This is a genomic window from Amycolatopsis sp. cmx-11-12, from assembly GCF_046269425.1.
Classification (GTDB): Bacteria; Actinomycetota; Actinomycetes; order Mycobacteriales; family Pseudonocardiaceae; genus Amycolatopsis.
Window position 1 is genome coordinate 166080 of record NZ_JADNQM010000017.1, and the last position, 17613, is coordinate 183692.

Annotated in this window: 13 protein-coding genes; 9 read left to right on the forward strand and 4 right to left on the reverse strand. The window is 67.6% G+C overall.

Annotated elements, in window-relative coordinates; all coding sequences use genetic code 11:
• The first annotated feature begins 151 nt into the window (after nt 1-151).
• From ACLARN_RS23520 to ACLARN_RS23530, 3 genes are all read left to right on the forward strand, one after another.
• Nucleotides 152-1369, forward strand: coding sequence for a chlorinating enzyme (locus tag ACLARN_RS23520; protein ID WP_409493613.1), 1218 nt, complete (start codon nt 152-154; stop codon nt 1367-1369).
• A 108-nt stretch (nt 1370-1477) separates the two neighbouring features.
• The gene (locus ACLARN_RS23525; RefSeq protein WP_409493614.1) at nt 1478-3076 is read left to right on the forward strand and encodes an amino acid adenylation domain-containing protein; all 1599 of its coding nucleotides are present in this window, start codon (nt 1478-1480) and stop codon (nt 3074-3076) included.
• Complete coding sequence (locus ACLARN_RS23530; protein ID WP_409493615.1) at nt 3073-4197, forward strand: acyl-CoA dehydrogenase family protein; 1125 nt, start codon at nt 3073-3075, stop codon at nt 4195-4197. Before ACLARN_RS23525 ends, ACLARN_RS23530 begins: the two co-directional genes overlap by 4 nt.
• 803 nt (nt 4198-5000) lie before the next feature.
• Here ACLARN_RS23530 and ACLARN_RS23535 read toward each other — a convergent pair.
• Nucleotides 5001-5690, reverse strand: a complete 690-nt coding sequence (locus ACLARN_RS23535) for a nitroreductase (protein WP_409493616.1) — start codon at nt 5688-5690, stop codon at nt 5001-5003.
• Nucleotides 5691-5790: 100 nt separating this feature from the next.
• Between ACLARN_RS23535 and ACLARN_RS23540 the strand changes: the two genes are divergently transcribed.
• Nucleotides 5791-6384, forward strand: coding sequence for a TetR/AcrR family transcriptional regulator (locus ACLARN_RS23540; RefSeq protein WP_409493617.1), 594 nt, complete (start codon nt 5791-5793; stop codon nt 6382-6384).
• A gap of 38 nt (nt 6385-6422) precedes the next feature.
• Here ACLARN_RS23540 and ACLARN_RS23545 read toward each other — a convergent pair whose 3' ends face one another.
• The 3 genes from ACLARN_RS23545 to ACLARN_RS23555 form a co-directional block, all read right to left on the reverse strand.
• Nucleotides 6423-7397 (reverse strand): glycine betaine ABC transporter substrate-binding protein, encoded by a 975-nt coding sequence (locus tag ACLARN_RS23545; RefSeq protein ID WP_409493618.1) that lies wholly within the window; start codon nt 7395-7397, stop codon nt 6423-6425.
• Between the two features lie 28 nt (nt 7398-7425).
• On the reverse strand, nt 7426-9843 hold the full coding sequence (locus ACLARN_RS23550) for an ABC transporter permease subunit (RefSeq protein ID WP_409493619.1): 2418 nt from the start codon (nt 9841-9843) through the stop codon (nt 7426-7428).
• A 218-nt stretch (nt 9844-10061) separates the two neighbouring features.
• On the reverse strand, nt 10062-10208 hold the full coding sequence (locus ACLARN_RS23555; RefSeq protein ID WP_409493620.1) for a hypothetical protein: 147 nt from the start codon (nt 10206-10208) through the stop codon (nt 10062-10064).
• Nucleotides 10209-10844: 636 nt separating this feature from the next.
• Between ACLARN_RS23555 and ACLARN_RS23560 the strand changes: the two genes are divergently transcribed.
• Genes ACLARN_RS23560 through ACLARN_RS23580 form a run of 5 tightly spaced genes read left to right on the forward strand, consistent with a single transcriptional unit; the run spans nt 10845 to nt 17291 of the window.
• Nucleotides 10845-11624, forward strand: a complete 780-nt coding sequence (locus ACLARN_RS23560) for a thioesterase II family protein (protein WP_409493621.1) — start codon at nt 10845-10847, stop codon at nt 11622-11624.
• 11 nt (nt 11625-11635) lie between these two features.
• Nucleotides 11636-13390 (forward strand): amino acid adenylation domain-containing protein, encoded by a 1755-nt coding sequence (locus ACLARN_RS23565; RefSeq protein ID WP_409493622.1) that lies wholly within the window; start codon nt 11636-11638, stop codon nt 13388-13390.
• Nucleotides 13372-14736: a tryptophan 7-halogenase gene (locus tag ACLARN_RS23570; protein WP_409493623.1), complete on the forward strand. Its 1365-nt coding sequence runs from the start codon at nt 13372-13374 to the stop codon at nt 14734-14736. The genes ACLARN_RS23565 and ACLARN_RS23570 overlap by 19 nt, the downstream gene beginning before the upstream one ends.
• Nucleotides 14729-15901: a cation:proton antiporter gene (locus ACLARN_RS23575; protein WP_409493624.1), complete on the forward strand. Its 1173-nt coding sequence runs from the start codon at nt 14729-14731 to the stop codon at nt 15899-15901. The genes ACLARN_RS23570 and ACLARN_RS23575 overlap by 8 nt, the downstream gene beginning before the upstream one ends.
• Nucleotides 15894-17291 carry a tryptophanase gene (locus ACLARN_RS23580; RefSeq protein WP_409493625.1) on the forward strand — a complete coding sequence of 466 codons (1398 nt, stop codon included), beginning with the start codon at nt 15894-15896 and terminating at the stop codon, nt 17289-17291. Before ACLARN_RS23575 ends, ACLARN_RS23580 begins: the two co-directional genes overlap by 8 nt.
• Nucleotides 17292-17613 lie beyond the last annotated feature (322 nt).

Sequence of the window (17613 nt, forward strand, 5' to 3'; positions counted from 1 at the left end):
CGGCACCCGGCAGCAGATACGTTGCGCATGTCGGCGGGATTCTGATTCGACATCGCGTTCAACTTAATTTGTGCACAAAAAATCGAATGTGATCGCCATTGGCGGCGACGGCTCCGCATATTCGTATTTATCGCGACGGCAGAAGGTGCATATGATCCAGGACAGCAAGACTATGCAACTGAGCAAGGAAGAGCTCGCCCAGTTCCATCGCGACGGCTACATAGGACCGTTCGATCTTTATGAGCCCGAAGAGATGGCCGCACATCTGCAAGCACTGAGGCCGAAGCTGCTCAATACCAAGAAGGCGATTTATGGTGACGGCCGGACCGTCTCCGGCAGTACGAACCTGGCGAACTACGACCGGCATCTCGACATCGACTTCCTGGCCGAGCACATCACCCGGCCCGAGATCGTCGACCGGGTCTCGAGCATCCTCGGCCCGGACACCCTGTGCTGGCGTTCGGAGTTCTTCCCCAAGTACCCCGGCGACGAGGGCACCGACTGGCACCAGGCGGACAACTTCTCCAACGTCGCGGGCTCGAAGCACCCCCAGATCGTCTGGCCGGAGGACGCGGAGTTCGGCGGCACGATCACGGTCTGGACGGCGTTCACCGAGGCGTCGGTGGACATGGGCTGCCTGCAGTTCATCCCCGGTTCCCACAAGTCCATGAACTACGACGAGTCCAAAAGCATGGACTACAACCCCGACCTGATCAACAAGGTCGACAAGGACGGCGTCCGGCGCGGATTCTTCGGCTACGACTACCGCCAGCTGCAAAAGGACCCGAACTGGGCACCCGACGAGGCCAATGCGGTGTCCCAGGTGATGCGCCAGGGGCAGTTCATTATTTTCTGGTCGACACTGATGCACGCCTCTCACCCACATCTCGGGCTTACCGATAATATGCGACTGGGTTTCGCCGGGCGTTACCTTCCCACCTCCGTACACGTCTACCCCCACTCCGATTCACTGGCGGAGTTCGGCGGCAGCGCCAGCCTGGACAAGTTCGGCAACGTGCTCACCTCCGGCCAGGACACCTACGGGCACAACCGCTTTGTCGAATCCACCGTGAACGGTTACCGATTCCCGACCAGGGAAGTCAGCCCCGGCGGTTTCGGCCTGAGCGACGTACAAGCCTGGCTGCTCGGCACGTGCCGGGAACTGGGCCTGCCCGCCGAGGACGTGAGCGCGAACTTCTTCGAGATGGGCGGCACGTCCCTCACCGCGGTGAAGCTGATCGCCAAGGCGGAGCAAAGCTTCGGCGAAGACGCCCTGCTACCGGAGGACCTGTACAGCAGGAGCACGCTGAGCGAGATCGCGGCGAGCATCGAACGCAACAGCGGCGACCCCGGCTCGCCGGACGCCTGACCGGACGAACGAAGTCAGCCTGCCCGGCACCTCTGGCGCCGGGCAGGCACCCCTATCCCCACCCCACAGTGAGACCGTGACGACCGCGACCGGAGGATCGACAAAGGCATGAAGCGTCTCGTGCCCAGTGCCGAAGCACGATCTGTCCACGCACTGGCCAATGTCGACACCGAACAGCCCTATCCCGAAGAACTCAGCGCGAAGGACTTGTTCGAACAGCGCGCCGAGGCCGATCCCGGTGCGGTCGCGCTCGTGCACCGCGACCGCGAGATGACCTACCGGGAGCTGAACGCCCACGCCAATCGACTGGCGGCTTTCCTGATAGGGCAAGGACTTCGGGCGGGCGAAGTCGTCGGTGTCTCCGTCGCCCGCTCACCCGAGCTGATCGCGTCGCTGCTCGCGGTGCTCAAGTGCGGCGCGGTGTACCTACCGTTCGACGACTCCTGGCCCGACGATCGGCTGCAGGTCATGTTCGGCATCGCCGAATGCGAATGGCTGGTGACCGACCAGCCCGAACGGTGTGCCGGACGATTCCCGCTGCACCACGTCGCACCGGTGTCCACGATGGCCCAGTCGTCCACAGTGGACGATTACTTGGCGAATCCCGCCACCCGGACGGGCGCGGACGATCTCGCCTACATCAACTTCACCTCCGGCTCGACCGGACTGCCCAAGGGCGTCCCGATCCGCCACCGCGGCATCACCCGGCTGGTCAGCGGCGCGCACTACACACGGCTCGACGAGCACGCCGTCACGCTGCAACTGGCACCGATCAGTTTCGACGCGGCCACCTTCGAGATCTGGGGCGCGCTGCTCAACGGCGGCACCTGCGTGCTCTACCCGAGCAGTTTCGTCCGGCTGTCGGAACTGCGCCATGTGGTGCGGGACAACGGGGTGACCACGATCTTTCTGACCACGGCCCTGTTCAACACCCTGGTCGACAACGACCTCGACGCGCTCGGCAGCGTGGAGACGATCCTCACCGGCGGCGAGGCGCACTCCCTGCGCCATATCGGCCGGGCGCTGGCGCACTACGGCCCCGACAAGCTCGTCAGCGTCTACGGCCCGACCGAGTGCACCACCTTCGCCACCTACTACCCCGTCACCGAACTGCGGCCCGACGAGCTGGCGCTGCCGATCGGCAAGCCGATCCAGAACACCCGCGCGTACCTCGTGCGCGACGGCAGGCTTTGCGCCGCCGGGGAGATCGGCGAGGTGTGCCTGGCGGGCCCCGGCCTGTCGCCCGGCTATCTCGGCATGCCGGACGCGACCAACGAACGTTTCGTCGACTACGAGATCGACGGTGTCCCGGAACGGCTGTACCACACCGGCGACCTAGCCTACTTCCGCACGGACGGCATGCTGGTGTTCCAGGGCCGCGACGACGACCAGGTGAAGATCAACGGCCACCGCGTCGAACTGGGCGAAGTCCGGCATGTGCTCGGCACCCACCCCGCGGTCAGGCAGGTGTTCGTCACGGTGAACCGGCCGGAAATCGGCGAAGCGGCCATGCTGGCTTTCGTGGTCGCCGACGCGCCCGGCTGCACCCCGCTCGCCCTCCGTGCTTATCTGCGGCAGCGGCTGCCGTCGTACCTGATCCCCTCGGTCATCGAGATCCGCGAGTCGCTTCCGTTGTCCCTGCACGGAAAAGTCGACCGCCAGGTCCTGCTGTCCTCGCTACTGCCGTCCGGAGGCCCCTCCCAGTGACCACGAACCATGGCGGCCACGAGGACTTCCGCGCCACCGTCCGGTCCACTTTGGACACGATCGTGACGCCGAACGCACCGAAGTGGGAAGCCCAAGGCCACATCTCCGAGTCGGGCTGGCGAGAACTCGGCGACGCCGGCTTACTCGCGTTACCGCACACCGGCGCGGATTTCCTGCGCAGCGCGGTGTTCCTCGACGAGCTGGGCAACACCGGCTACGCCGGGATCCGGGCGTCGATCGGGGTGCACGCGTACATGGCGAGCTCGTATCTGCGGTTGTTCGGCAACGCCGAGCAGAAGGCGCGCTGGCTGCCGCCGGGCGAGCGCGGGGACAAGATCACGGCGCTGGCCATCACCGAGCCCGAAGCGGGCACCGATCTGCGACACCTGACGACCAGCGCCGACGCCGACGGTGCGGGAGGATACCGGCTGCGAGGCCGGAAGTCGTTTGTGGCCAACGGTTCCCAGGCCAGTAACTTCATCGTACTGGCCAGGACGAAGGGCACCAGTACCGACCGCGGGCTGCCAGGGGCGACTCTGCTGCTCGTCGACGCCGACGCCCCCGGGATAACGCGCCGGCCACAGCCGATGCTGGGCTGGCGCGCCGCGGACATCACCGAGATCGAGTTCGACGACGTGCCGGTCGCGGCCGGGCAGCTGATCGGCAAGCCCGAGCGGGCGTTGGTGTACCTCGTGCGCGCGCTGGACTTCGAACGGCTCGTCGCAGGCCTGCTCGCGGTCGGCGGGGTCCGGTACTGCCTGCGGCTGCTGAAGGAGTTCGCGCGGTCGCACCGGGTCGGAGACACTCCGCTGGGGTCGTACCAGGCTGTCCGGCACCGGATCGCCGACCTGGACGCCCAGCTGGAACTGGTCCACGGCTACGCCTACCAGGCGGCCACCCGGCAGAGTCTCGGGCAGCTGGACACGAAGTCGGCGTCCGTGCTGAAGCTGACCGCCACCGAACTCGCCGTGACGGCCGCGCAGGTCTGCGTCCAGTACCACGGCGCCCGCGGCTATCTCGACGAGGCGACCGCCGCGCGGCTGTACCGCGACGCGATGGCGGGCACGATCGCCGCCGGGGCGAACGAACTGCTGCGAGACCACATTTTCGAATCGACCTGACGACGTCTGGACCGCGAGCGCCTGCCCCACCCCGAGGAGCATCGAATGCGGCCCGAACTCGACAGCACGCCCCCTCGCACCAGCCTACGTGGACCACGCCCTGGAGCCTGACTGGAACACGCCTGGCCTCCGGCGGAAGGACTCAGGTCAGTACTTCCAGTGTCGCGTGTCAGAAATTCGCGCCGTAAATTGATGCTGGAATCCGGTCACCCATCGCTGAATGAACCCCACCTGCTCGTCTATGAAGGAATTGGGACACTCAACGTCCCAATTCCTTCATGGACGGCCGCTGAATCGTTGCTCCTGACCTGATGTGTCGCGAAAGCCACTTTCGGGACGTCAGATGTCGCGAAAGTGGCTTTCGCGACACGTGCTAGGCGGCTGGGGTGCACGGTACGACGAACAGCGTGACACAACACCGGAACCTGAGCACGAACTTAAGTCGCGAACTAACGACTCGCCACACTTGTGTCGCGTGATCAGACGGCGGCTACGCGAGATCTCCGTCTGATCACGCGAGATCTCCGTCCAATCACGGGTAAGACCTGTAGGATCACGCGACACTAGACGAGTGATTCCGTGAAGATCGAGTGAAGTGCAACCCCGCGAAGGAATCCTTCCCTCGACAGTCCATAAAGGACACTAACTGAGTCAAGGACTCGACGTGCTCGGGCGCCGTGGCCGTGACGACCTTGACGATACAGACGTTCGGCATCTAATCGGATGATTAGACTCGAAATCGTCCTCTGTAGACAGTCACAGCGCCTCACTGAGCTTCACGCGATCTTCACGGAATCAACCGTCTAGACATGGAATACCGTGGTCGCCTCGAGCGCGGCTCGCCCGGTCGTGACCCGGTTTACCGGCGCGGTCTCGTCGGCGTAGCCGAAGGAGATGCCCAGGAGCAGCTTTCCCGAAGTGACGCCAAGTTCACCACGGACAGTGTCGGCGTAGAAGCTCAGCAAGCCCTGCGGGCAACTGTCCACACCGTACGCGGTCATCGCCAGGAGCAGCGTCTGCATGTAGGCACCGACGTCCGCCGCCAGCCGCGCCCCGCCGTCGCCGGTGACGAACAGGAACGCGGCGTGTGGCGAACCGTAGAAACCCAGACTTTCCGCGTCATAAGCCGCACGTGCCGCCGAGTCATCCGAGGCTATGCCCAACGCTCCATACAGCTCCGCGCCGAACACGGCCCGGCGCGCGTGATGCACCTCTGAATACATGTCCTCGGAGTACGGGAAGTCTATCGAGGTGCGCTTCTCGGCGTGGGCCGCCTGCAAGGCGTTCGCCAGGCGCTCGCGCATCGCGCCGCTCACCACCTCCACCTGCCATGGCTGCGCATTGGAATTGGACGGTGCGGCACCGGCCAGCGAGAAGATCGCACGCATTGTGTCCTCAGGCACGGCTTCAGGACGGAAAGCGCGTGTCGCGTGACGACCGCTTATCAGCTTCTCCGCGCTGTCCTTCAGCTCGACAGGGACCGACCCGCTCATGAAACACTCCTCAACGGCTACTTAGGTAAACGCTCGTGTTTACTTATGCCAACCCTAGCAACCCGCTCCGTCAAAGTAAACACATGCGTATACTTGCCTGATGGGAACGACACCTACGGCCTCTCGACGACAGGGACGTGGCGGCCGGGAGCGCATCCTGGCCGCGGCCGCCCAGTTGTTCGCGACTCAGGGAATCAACGCGACCGGCATGGAACAGGTCGCGGCAGAAGCACCGGTCTCCAAGCGCACGCTCTACCTGCATTTTCGAACCAAGAGCGACCTGGTCATCGCGCACCTGCAGGACCTCGCGTCGTCGGGCGCGACCCTGGAAAGCGGATTGACCCGCGAGGATATTCCTGTCCGGGAGCGGATCCTCGGGCTGTTCAGCCAGCCCGTGGCGACCACGTCTCCGGTACGCGGATGCCCGTTCATCGATGCCGCCGCGGAGTTCCCCGACGTGGAAAGCGCGGTTCACTCCTACGCCCGCGAGCAGAAACTGCGGATGGTGCAGCTCGTCACCGCACTGGTGACGGAGCTGGGCTGCCGCGACCCCGGCGCACTCGCCGAACAATTGGTGATCCTCGCGGACGGGGCGGCCAGCCGAGCCATGGTGCTGAACGACGCCGATTACGGCAGGCATGGACGGGCGGCAGCGGAGATCCTCCTCGAACGCGCTCTACCGCACGCGAGCTGACCAGCTCCATCAAGCCCCGTCCGGACCCCGCGGACGGTTCAGCTGATGAAGCCCGCCGACTTGAGCCAGTCGCGGGCGACGGTGGCGGACTTCTGGCCGTCGACGCTGACCTTCTTGTTCAGGTCCGTGAGCGTCGCGGTGTCGAGCTTCGCGGCGATCGGCGTGAAGACTTCCTCCAGCTGCGGGTATTTCTGGGCGAGCGGAGTGGCGATCGTGATCGCGGGGTTGTACGTCGGGAAGAAGTGCTTGTCGTCCTCGAGCACGGTGAGTTTCTGCGCGGCCACGCGCCCGTCGGTGGAGGCGACCGAGCCGAAGCCGCAAGGCTCTCCCTTGCCGATGCTCGGGTAGACGACGGCGTCGTTGAGCAGGTGCACCTGCGGGTCGGGCAGGGTGAACCCGTAGGTCTTCGCCAGGCCGGGGAAACCGTCGTCCCGGCTCTTGAACTCCGGGCCCATACAGGTCGAGGCCGCGGCCGGATCGCGCTTCACCAGGGCCGCGTAGTCGGACAGCGTCTTGACTCCGGTCCTGGCCAGTGTCGCCGGGTTGCCGGCGAGGGCGTAGGTGTCGTTGGCAGGCGAGCGTGCCCACCAGGTGACGCCGTTGGCGGTGTCGGCTTGTTTGACCGCGTCGTACTGCGCCTGCGGGTCGCTGATCGGCTTGGTCTGGTTGAGGTAGCTGATCCAGGCGGTGCCGGTGTATTCCCAATACAGGTCGACAGCGCCGCTGGTGAGCGCCTGGCGGACGTTGCTCGAGCCGGTGATGTTGGTCTTGTCCTGCGGGCTCGCCCCGGCCGCCTGCAGTGCGACAAGGGCGATCTGGCCGAGCAGCAGCTGCTCGTCGAACTCCTTGGAGCTGACGCGGATCTGGGCACCGTTCAGCGCGTCGATCTTCTTGATGGATCCCGCGCCCACCTGGGCGCCGGTTTCGTCCTTGCCGATCGTGCAGCCGGTCGCGAGCGCCGCTGCCGCGACGAGCGCGAGCACAGCGGCGGTCGTGCGCTGGAGCATCCGCATGGGTTGGTCCTCCTTGAAGTCGGTCGAGCTACATGCCGCGCGGGTGCAGGATCTCCTCGGCGACCAGCCCCAGCCAGTCGACGAAAAGCGCCAGTGCGGCGACGATGATGCCGAAGGTCAAGCTCAGGATCGGGCGGTACAGCCCGATCCCGGCGACAAGCCCGCCACCGAGACCACCGCCGCCGATGAACGTCGCCAGCGTCGCGCTCGCGACCGTGAGCACCAGCGCGGTCCGGATCCCGGCGAGAATCACCGGGACTGCCAGCGGCAGTTCGATCCGCCACAGGATGGCCGTCTTGCCCATGCCCATGCCGCGCGCGGCGTCGACGAGGGTCGGGTCGACGCCGTCGAGCCCGACGATCGTGTTGCGCAGCACCGGCAAGGTCGCGTAGACGACGAGCGCCGCCACCGCTGTCGCGGTGCCCGTGCCCATCCAGAGCGCGAGCAGCACGACGAGCCCGATCGACGGGATCGCCTGGCCGAGGTTGCCCAGCCCCAGGCCGATGGGCCGGGCCCAGCGGGCGCCGGCGCGGGTGAGCAGGATGCCGAGCGGGAGGGCGATGGCGATGGTGCACGCCGTCGAGATCACGGTGAGCCGCAGGTGCGCGCCCAGTTCGGTGAAGATCTCGCCGGGGTTGAGAAAGCGCTGTTCGATCGAGTCGAGCGGCTGCGCACGCACGATCAGGAAGAGCGCCAGTAAGGCGAGGGTCAGCAGAACCGGGCGCACCAGCAGGCCGAGCCGGCGCCGACGAGGCCGCGCAGGCACCGTGGTGTCCGGCCCGGGTGCCTCCGCTGCGTCCGGGATCGCGGGCGCGGGTGCCTCGTCGATGGGCCCCTTGTCGGTAAGCCTGAGCGCCGCGACGAGGCTCGGCACGTCGCACACCCCCAGCGGCTGCGTGGTGCCGTCCTCGGTAACCACGACCGCGGTGCTGCCGGTCCGCACCATCACGTCCAGCACGTCCCGCAGGCTGGCGTCGGGCCGGACCGGAGGCAGGCCGTCCGGACCGGCCGCCGGGCGGAGCTCCAGGTCGCCCACCTGGATCAGCGCGAGCCGTTTCAGGTTCCGCTTCGAGCCGACGAAGCTCGCGACGTAGTCGTCCGCAGGCGCGGCGAGGATCGCCTGTGGCGTGTCGTACTGCGCGATCACCGACCGCGGCCGCAGCACGGCGATCCGGTCGCCGACCTTCAACGCCTCGTCGAAGTCGTGTGTGACGAACACGATCGTCTTGCGCACTTCCCGTTGCAGGCGAAGGAATTCGTCCTGCAACCGGGCGCGCGTGATCGGGTCGGTGGAGCCGAACGGCTCGTCCATCAACATGACCGGCGGGTCCGCCGCCATCGCCCGCGCCACACCGACGCGCTGTTGCTGACCGCCGGAAAGCTCACGCGGGTACCGGATGCCGTGCTCGCGGGTCAGGCCGACGACGTCGAGCAACTCGCGCACGCGGTCCGCGATGCGTCGCCGGGTCCAGCCGAGCACCCGCGGCACCACGCCGATGTTGGCGTCCACACGCAGATGCGGGAAGAGCCCGATCTGCTGGATGACGTAGCCGGTGTTGCGCCGGTGTTCGTCGAGGTCGAGCGCCGACACGTCGGTGCCGCCGATCGTGACGACGCCCGCGGTCGGCTCGACGAGCCGGTTGATCATCCGCATGGTCGTCGTCTTGCCGCACCCCGACGGACCGGTCAGCACGACGATTTCGCCCGCGGGGATGCGCATCGTCAGGCTTTCGACCGCCGGTACCGCTCGTCCGGGGTAGTGCTTGCTGACGTCCCGCAGCTCGATCGTCTCGCCGCCCATTCCGGCTGCTCCCCCCGACGTCGCCGGAGCCGCCGCTCGGCGGGCAAGGGGACGTCGCCGTGTGGTCAGCTTGCCGAGCACCACGAAGGCCAGGTCGAACAGCAACGCCAGCACCATGATCCCGAGCGTTCCGGTGAGTACCTGGTTCAGCGAGTTGACCGCGCCGAACCGGCCGAGCCCGTCGAAGATCTCATTGCCGAGGCCGGGGCCCTTGACATACGCGCCGATGGCCGCGATACCGATCGTGATCTGCGTCGAAACCCGGATACCGGTAAGGATCACCGGCCAGGCAAGCGGCAGGCGCACGCGAAACATCAGCCGCGCGCGGCCGAACCCCATCCCGCGCGCCGCGTCCACCACGGCCGGATCGACGCCACGCAGCCCGACGATCGTGTTGCGCGTGATCGGCAGAAGTGCGTAGAGCACCAGTGCGCATAGGACATTCGTCAGCCCCAGCCCGAACGGGCCGATCAGGATGCCCAGCAACGCGATCGACGGGACGGTCAAGAACGCCGCCGTCGTCGTGGTCGCCATCGCGCCGAGCCACCGCCGCCGGTAGGTGAGCAGGCCGATCGTCATTCCCACCAGCACGGCCAGTGCCATCGCCGCCAGGGTGAGATCCACGTGCAGGATCGCGTCGTTCACGACGTCGATCCAGTTCTCTCGGAGGTACTCCGACAGGCTCAGGGCGCCGCTCCTCGACGTCGCAGGGCAGAAACAGCCGACCACGCCAGGTTCGGCCGGGTCTCAGCCCAACATGTCCGCAGGGCTCCTGTCCACAGCTCGACGTAAAGATTCGGCCCGTCTCGACCCGACCGCGGCCAAGATCCCGGCCGGCCCGCGCAGGCAAAACGTCGGACGCCTCACCGGTAGCCGAGGCTGGTCGTCGCGGTCCGGGCGCTGGTCGACGGGGTCACCACCGCTTTGCGCGAGGCCGCGACCACCCGGCAACGACGGATACTCGACGCCCACCTGTCGATGCGGTCGGCATCGGCCGGGCCGGTCGTCACCCTCGACCGTCAGAATCTCCCGAGGCACGCTACCAGCGACTCCGCCGCTACCGCCTGAGGTGAGCCCGTCAGGCGTCGTCTACGAGACGTCGTGGACACCGCGCATCCCGGTCCCCCAGAACTCCCGATCCCGTGCTGCGGACCGCGCTGGCGGCACCGACTCGGACCGTAACCAGGACCACCGGTTGAGGTAGCCCATGTGAGTGAGCGTCCGCGCCCGTTACCGCCACTTGCAGGGTTTTTGCTCTCACCGTCAAACCGTTACCCCAGTTTGGCCGACGTCGTCGTATCTTTCGGACCAACAGCTCTGACGGTTATCACGTAACGGAAGAGCAGGACAGGAGTCCCGCACCTTTCCCGCGGTCGGCGCGGTCGCGGAGTCACCCAAAGGTGCGGGCGAGGCGAGTCCGGAGTACCCGGCTTCGCCAAGACGCGTCATCGGCGCAGGCCCGGACGTTCGCCGGGATAGCGCACATCGTGAAAATTCGGTTGCCTGGCACGGCTATTGATCGCCTCTGTGCGATGTGGACACACGGTCACCTGCCCCAGCGACGGGGATCCCGGCGCGCTTGGCGGCTTTGTCTTCGACGGCTGACGTCAGTCCGTCGACCGATCGGCTCGGGAGAGGACGTGGCGATGAACGCTGCCGTCAGAGCACTATCCACAGTGGACTTAAAGGATGGCTTCAGCCATCGGCTTCTGTGCTTTCCTCCAGCCGGCGCAACGGTTCTCAGCTTGCGCGGGCTCACCAGGGATGCGGCAGGAATGGAAATGTGGGGGGTGGAGTATCCCGGGCACGGCGAACGTCTCGCCGAGCCGCCCGCGGCGTCGTTCGCGAACCTTGCCGACGGGATCGCGCGAGAGGCCCTCGACCATTTCGGAGCTGAAGGGCTTTCGCGATTCACGCTGATCGGGTTCAGTATGGGCGCGTTCGTCGCACTTGAAGTGGCCCAGCGCATCCACGGCTGGGGCCTACCGGGGCCGGCGGCATTGGTCGTCGTGGGTGCGTGCGCGCCGCAGTCGCGGGTGCCGGGGAGATTCGCGAAGGCGGACGCCGCCGAGGCTGGCCGGTTACTCGATCAGAACGCCCTGGCACCAGTGGTGGATCACGGCGACTGCCCCGAACTCCGGGAGTACGCGCTGGATCTGCTACTCGGTGATCTGCGGCTGACCGATTCCTATACCGGACCCGCACGAGTACGGCTGGCCTGTCCGATCGTCGCTGTCCGGGGCGAGGACGACCCGGTGTTCGCCGGCGGTGATGACACGCTCCGGGCATGGCGGGTCTGGACGTCCGGGCGGTTCACCGACGCTGTCGTGCCTGGTGGTCATCTGGGCATGCTCGTACCGGGCCCTTGCCCTGATTTCCGGGCGTTGATCCGCCGGTCCCTGTTCGACACCGAGCCAGTGCGATGAGTGGCTCCGCGATGTCCGTGCTACACGGCGAGTCACGGCGACTCCCCCACGCGACCTGGTGCGACTTGTTCGAGTGCCAGGCTCGGCGAACCCCGGCCAGGACGTGCCTGGTCGCCGACGAGGTCGCCTGGACGTTCCACGAACTCGACCGCTGGGGTGACCGGCTCGCCCAGGCTCTCCGGAACGTCGGCGCGGCACCGGGAACGGTGGTGGCGTGCGCGATGACGAGGTCCGTGCGGGCGCTGCTGAGTGTGCTCGCGACCGCGAAGGCGGGGGCGGTCCATCTGCCGATCGATCCGTCCCTTCCCGCCGCACGCCTTGACGCGATTCTCGCCGACGCCCGTCCCTCCGTGGTCCTGACGGACGCCGCGGGACTCGCGGAGCGGGCGGATCTCCTGCTGTCCGATGAGGACTGGCGGAGGGAACTCGCCGGGCGAGACGGGCGACGGTTGCCGCGGACCGGCGCGGGCTCCGCGTACCTCATCTACACCTCTGGTTCCACAGGTCTGCCCAAAGGAGTGGTGGTGGGTCACCGGAGTCTGGTCAACCTGTACGGCGAACTGGCTGGCCGCTTCTTCCCGGCGGGTCGTGGTCCTCAGCGGGTGGCGCACGGTTTGCCGCTGGTTTTCGACGCGTCGTGGAATCCGCTGCTGTGGATGGCGGGCGGGCATGAACTGCATCTGGTCCCCGATCCGGTACGCGCGGATCCGGAGTCCTATGTGGACTTCGTACGGGAGCACCGGTTGTCGGTCGTGGAGGCGGTGCCCGCACAGATGTCGGCGCTGCTTCAGGCCGGTTTGCTGGACGGCCGGAGCCGTCCGCGGACGCTGCTGATGGGCGGGGAGGCCATCGGGCAGGATCTCTGGTCGCAGCTGCGTGGAGCCGTGGACGTCACCGCGGTGAACCTCTACGGCCCGACCGAGTGCACGGTGTTCACGACGGCCTGCCGGCTCGGTGACCGCGCGACGCCGTCGATCGGGCGGCCCATCGGCAATACCACCGTCGAGATCGTTGACGAGGAACTGCGGCCCGTACCGGTCGGCGAACCCGGCGAACTCCTGGTCAGCGGTTCTTGCCTCGCCCTCGGCTATCTCGGCAGGCCGGAGCTGACGACGGACCGGTTCGTCACCACGGGCGAACGCCGGTACCGGACCGGCGACCGGTGCCGCCTCGATCCCGACGGCCACCTGGAATGGCTGGGCAGGCTCGACGATCAGGTCAAGATCCGGGGTCATCGGGTCGAGCCGGGCGAGGTGGAGCAGGCTCTGCTGGCGTTGCCCGGCGTCCGGCAGGCCGTCGTCCGGGCCGAAGGCGGCGAGCCGCGGCTGGTCGCCTACGTCGTGCTCGGCACCGACACCGTCGCCCAGGTGCGGGAACGGCTGCGGACGGCGCTGCCGGCGTATCTGCTGCCCTCCGCCGTGATCCCGCTCGAGACGATGCCGCTCGGGCCGAACGGGAAGATCGACCGGACCGCCCTCACGCCGCCGCTCCCGGCGGTACGGGTGAGTGTGCTGACCCCCGCGCAGGAACTCGTCGCGTCCGCGTTCCGGGTCCAGCTGGAGATTCCGGCGGTCGCCGCGAACAGCGACTTCTTCGACCTCGGCGGACACAGTCTGTCCGCCGCGGCGCTCGCCGTCCGGCTGCGGGCGTTGGGCGTGCCGTGTTCGCTGCGGGACGTCCTGTTGCGTCGCACCGTCGCCCGGCTCGCCGAACTCGTTCCCACCACAACGAAAGGAGCGACACCGTCATGGACGACTACGACGTGATCGTCGTGGGCGGCGGGCCTGGCGGCGCCACCGTCGCCGGGCTCACCGCCGCGGAAGGCCACCGGGTCCTGCTGCTGGACAAGGACAGCTTCCCCCGCTACCAGATCGGCGAATCCCTGCTGCCCGCCACGATCCACGGGATCTGCGCGATGCTCGGAGTACGCGACGAGATCGAGCGGGCCGGGTTCGTCCGCAAACACGGCGGGACCTTCAGATGGGGTACCAAGGCCGAACCCTGGACGTTCTCCTTCGCCGCGTCCGACCGCATGGCCGGGCCCACGTCCTACGCCTACCAGGTCGAGCGCGCCCGGTTCGACACACTCCTGCTCGACGGCGCTCGCCGGCTCGGTGCCGAGGTCCGGCAGAACCATCGGGCGCTCGGCACGATCCGGGACGGCGACCGGATCGGCGGCGTCCGTTACCTCGACGACACGGGACACGAACGGCAGGCGACCGCCCGGTTCGTCGTGGACGCCTCCGGACACGGCAGCAGACTCCACCACGACGTCGGCGGCACCCGCGAGTACTCGCCGCGGTTCCGCAACCTGGCGCTGTTCGGCTATTTCGAGGGCGGCCACCGGATGCCCGCGCCCGACGCCGGGAACATCCTGTGCGTCTCGTTCACCGACGGCTGGTTCTGGTACATCCCGCTGTCGGACACGTTGACCAGCGTCGGGGCCGTCGTCAACCACGAATCGGCGAACAAGGTGCAGGGCGACCCCGCCGCGGCCTACGCCTCGCTGATCGAGGAGTGCCCGCTCATCAGCGAGTTCCTCCGTGACGCCCACCGCGCGACCGAACCACCCTACGACCGGCTCCGCGTGCGGAAGGACTACTCCTACGACCGGACGGTCCTGTGGGCCCCGGGGATGGTGCTCGTCGGGGACGCCGCGTGCTTCATCGACCCGGTGTTCTCCTCGGGAGTGCACCTGGCCACCTACAGCGCGCTGCTGGCCGCACGCTCGATCAACAGCGTCTTGGCCGGTTTCACCGACGAGAAACGGTGTTTCGCCGAATTCGAAGCCCGCTACCGCCGGGAATTCGCGCTGTTCCGGGATTTCCTCATCACCTTCTACGAGCTGGAGACCGACGAGGAGGACTACTTCGCGCACGCGCGACGGCTCACCGATCATCACGGGAGCACCGATGAAGCCTTCGCCGAGCTCGTCGGCGGAGTGTCCTCAAAGGACTTCTCCCGCGCGTTGTTCGGCGATGTGCTCTCCGAAGGCGTGCAACTGCAGTTGCGCGGTCTGCTCGGCGAAGCCGCGGGCGACGAGCCGCCGATGTTCCCCGGTGGGCTCGTCCCCACCGCGGACGGCAGGCGATGGCGGGTGCCCGATGCCTGACCTCGCCCTCCTGCTCGTCACGCTCGCCGTGCTGCTGCCACTGGCCCGCTGCTTCGGCTGGGCGTTCACCCGGATCCGGCAGCCGGCCGTCCTCGGGGAGATCACCTGCGGGCTCGTCGTCGGCATCGCCCTGCAAGCGGGGTCGGGCCTGCCCGGCAGCGTCGAAACAACACTGGACGCCCTCGCTCAGCTCGGCCTGATCCTGTTCCTGTTCGGGGTCGGTGCCCGCCTCGCGCCGTCGATCACCGCGGCGCGGATCACGGCGGCGTTCGTCCCCGCGCTCGGTGCGACCGTCGTCCCGATCGTCCTCGGCGCACTGCTGGCGCTCTGGCTCGCCACACGCCACGCTCCGGCCGGGGTCACGCCGTTCGTCCTCTTCGCCGCCGCGGCCATGGCGGTCACCGCCTTTCCCGTACTGGCGAGGATCCTGGCCGAACGACGCATGCTGGACGACCCACGCGGCCGCTGCGCGCTCACCGCCGCCGCGATCACCGACGCCACGGCGTGGGCGACGCTCGCCTTCGTCGCCGCGTCCGTCCACAGTGGAACCCAGGTCTGGTCGCTGCTGGGCGTGGTCCCGTTCCTGCTTGGCCTGCTCGTCCTCGCCCGTCCGTGGTCCGGCCGGACGCTGGATCGGCTGTCCGCACCGGCCGCGACCGTGACCATGGTCGTCCTAGCCTGCGCCGGGGCCGCGGTGACCGGCACCATCGGCCTGCACGCCGCGATCGGCGCGTTCCTCATCGGCACCGCCATCGGCCGGCCCTCGTCGCGCCACGACCCCGCCGCGCTGATCGCCCCCATCGCGTCCCTGCTGGTCCCGCTGTACTTCGTCCTCATCGGACGGAAGGTCGACCTCGGCGAGCTCGACACCACCCTGGTGACCGAAACCCTCGCGATCATCGCGGTCGCCGTCATCGCCAAAGGTGGCGGCGCGTACCTCGGTGCCCGCCTCGCCGGACAGGCACCCCGTCCGGCCGCGGTGTTCGCGACCCTGATGAACACCCGTGGCGTCACCGAACTCGTCTTCCTCAGCATCGGGCTCGGGCTCGGCGTCATCGACAGCGCCTTCTACACCGCGATGGTCGCCATGGCCCTCGTCACGACCGCTATGACCGGCCCACTCCTCAACCGCCTCGAACGAAACAAGGTGACCCGAGATGCCTGACCACCCAGCCGAACCGTGGCGGATCAAAATGGTCGAACCGATCCGCACCGCCACCCGCGAACACCGCGAACGAGCACTCCGGGCCGCCGGCTGGAATCCCTGCCTGCTCCGCTCCGAAGACGTCTACATCGACCTCTTCACCGACTCCGGCACCAACGCCATGTCCGACCGTCAATGGTCGGCGCTCATGCGTGGCGACGAAGCCTACGCCGGCGCCCGCAGCTTCTACCTCTTCGAACAAGCCGTCCGCGCCCACTACGGCTACGAACACGTCATTCCCGTCCACCAAGGCCGCGGTGGCGAGAACATCCTCTCCCGCTGTCTCATCCGCCCGGGCACGCATGTCCCCGGCAACATGTACTTCCCCAGCACCCGCGCCCACCAGGAACTCAACGGCGCCACCTTCCACGACGTCATCGTCGACGAAGCACACGACCCCGCCTGCGAGCATCCGTTCAAAGGCGACGTCGACCTCGTCAAGCTGCAGGCCGTCATCGCCGAACACGGCGACGCCATCCCCTACGTCTCACTCGCCGCGACCGTGAACATGGCGGGCGGCCAGCCCATCAGCGTCGCCAACCTCACCGCCGCCTGCGACCTCGCCCACGCCAACGGAATCCCCGTCTTCCTCGACACCGCCCGCGCCGTCGAGAACGCCTGGTTCGTCAAGCAACGCGAGCCCGGCTGGGCGCACCGCTCGATCGCGGACATCCTGCTCGCCCTCTGCTCCCCCACCGACGGCGCCGTCATGTCGGCCAAAAAGGACTGTCTCGCCAACATCGGCGGCTGGATCGCCTTACGCGACCCCGATCTCGCCGAACAGGCGCGCGGGCTCGTCCTGCTCTACGAAGGACTCCACACCTACGGCGGCATGGCGGGCCGCGACATGGAGGCCATCGCGCAGGGCATCGCCGAGTCCGTCGACGAGGACCACATCCGCGCCCGCGTCGCCCAGATCGAATACCTCGGCCACCGGCTCCACACCGCGGGTGTCCCGATCGTCCGGCCCATCGGCGGCCACTGCGTCTGCGTCGACGCCACCGCCGTCCTCGGCCACCTCCCCCGCACCGAACTCCCCGGCCAGACCCTCGCCGCCGCCGTCTACCTCGACGGCGGCGTCCGCGGCGTCGAACGCGGCACCGTCTCGGCCGGACGCGACCCGGCCACCGGCGAAAACCGCTACCCGCCCTTGGAATTCCTCCGGCTCGCCGTTCCCCGCCGCGTCTACACCCAAAGCCACATCGACCACGTCGCCGATACTTTGATCCGCGTCCACAAAGACCGGCACCACATCACCCGCGGCCTCACCTTCACCCACGAACCACCCCACCTCCGGTTCTTCCAAGCCCGCTTCGCCCCCGCTGGCGGTACCGACATTTACGCCGTGTGAACGAGCCGGCGGAGCCGGACCGGGCCTGGCTCCTGTCGCGATAGGCCACGTCTAGCTGCGTGATTCCGTGAAGATTGCGCGAGGTGCAACCCGCGAAGGAATCCTCCCTTGACCATCCACAAAGGACTCCCGATGGGTTAAGTACAGGAAGGCCCCCTTCCTTGCGTCAGGCGCAAGGAAGGGGGCCTTCCTGTACTAGTGTGGCGATTCGTTAGTTCGCGACTTAAGTTCGTGCTCAGATTCCGGTGTTGTGTCACGCTGCTCGGCGTACCGTGCACCCCAGCCGCCTAGCACGTGTCGCGAAAGCCACTTTCGCGACATC

Coding starts and splice junctions, on each gene's coding strand:
- ACLARN_RS23535 (WP_409493616.1), bottom strand. CDS start 5,690: ATGAGCGGGTCGGTCCCTGTCGAGCTGAAGGACAGCGCGGAGAAGCTG.
- ACLARN_RS23575 (WP_409493624.1), top strand. CDS start 14,729: ATGCCTGACCTCGCCCTCCTGCTCGTCACGCTCGCCGTGCTGCTGCCA.
- ACLARN_RS23540 (WP_409493617.1), top strand. CDS start 5,791: ATGGGAACGACACCTACGGCCTCTCGACGACAGGGACGTGGCGGCCGG.
- ACLARN_RS23545 (WP_409493618.1), bottom strand. CDS start 7,397: ATGCGGATGCTCCAGCGCACGACCGCCGCTGTGCTCGCGCTCGTCGCG.
- ACLARN_RS23580 (WP_409493625.1), top strand. CDS start 15,894: ATGCCTGACCACCCAGCCGAACCGTGGCGGATCAAAATGGTCGAACCG.
- ACLARN_RS23525 (WP_409493614.1), top strand. CDS start 1,478: ATGAAGCGTCTCGTGCCCAGTGCCGAAGCACGATCTGTCCACGCACTG.
- ACLARN_RS23560 (WP_409493621.1), top strand. CDS start 10,845: ATGAACGCTGCCGTCAGAGCACTATCCACAGTGGACTTAAAGGATGGC.
- ACLARN_RS23520 (WP_409493613.1), top strand. CDS start 152: ATGATCCAGGACAGCAAGACTATGCAACTGAGCAAGGAAGAGCTCGCC.
- ACLARN_RS23565 (WP_409493622.1), top strand. CDS start 11,636: ATGTCCGTGCTACACGGCGAGTCACGGCGACTCCCCCACGCGACCTGG.
- ACLARN_RS23570 (WP_409493623.1), top strand. CDS start 13,372: ATGGACGACTACGACGTGATCGTCGTGGGCGGCGGGCCTGGCGGCGCC.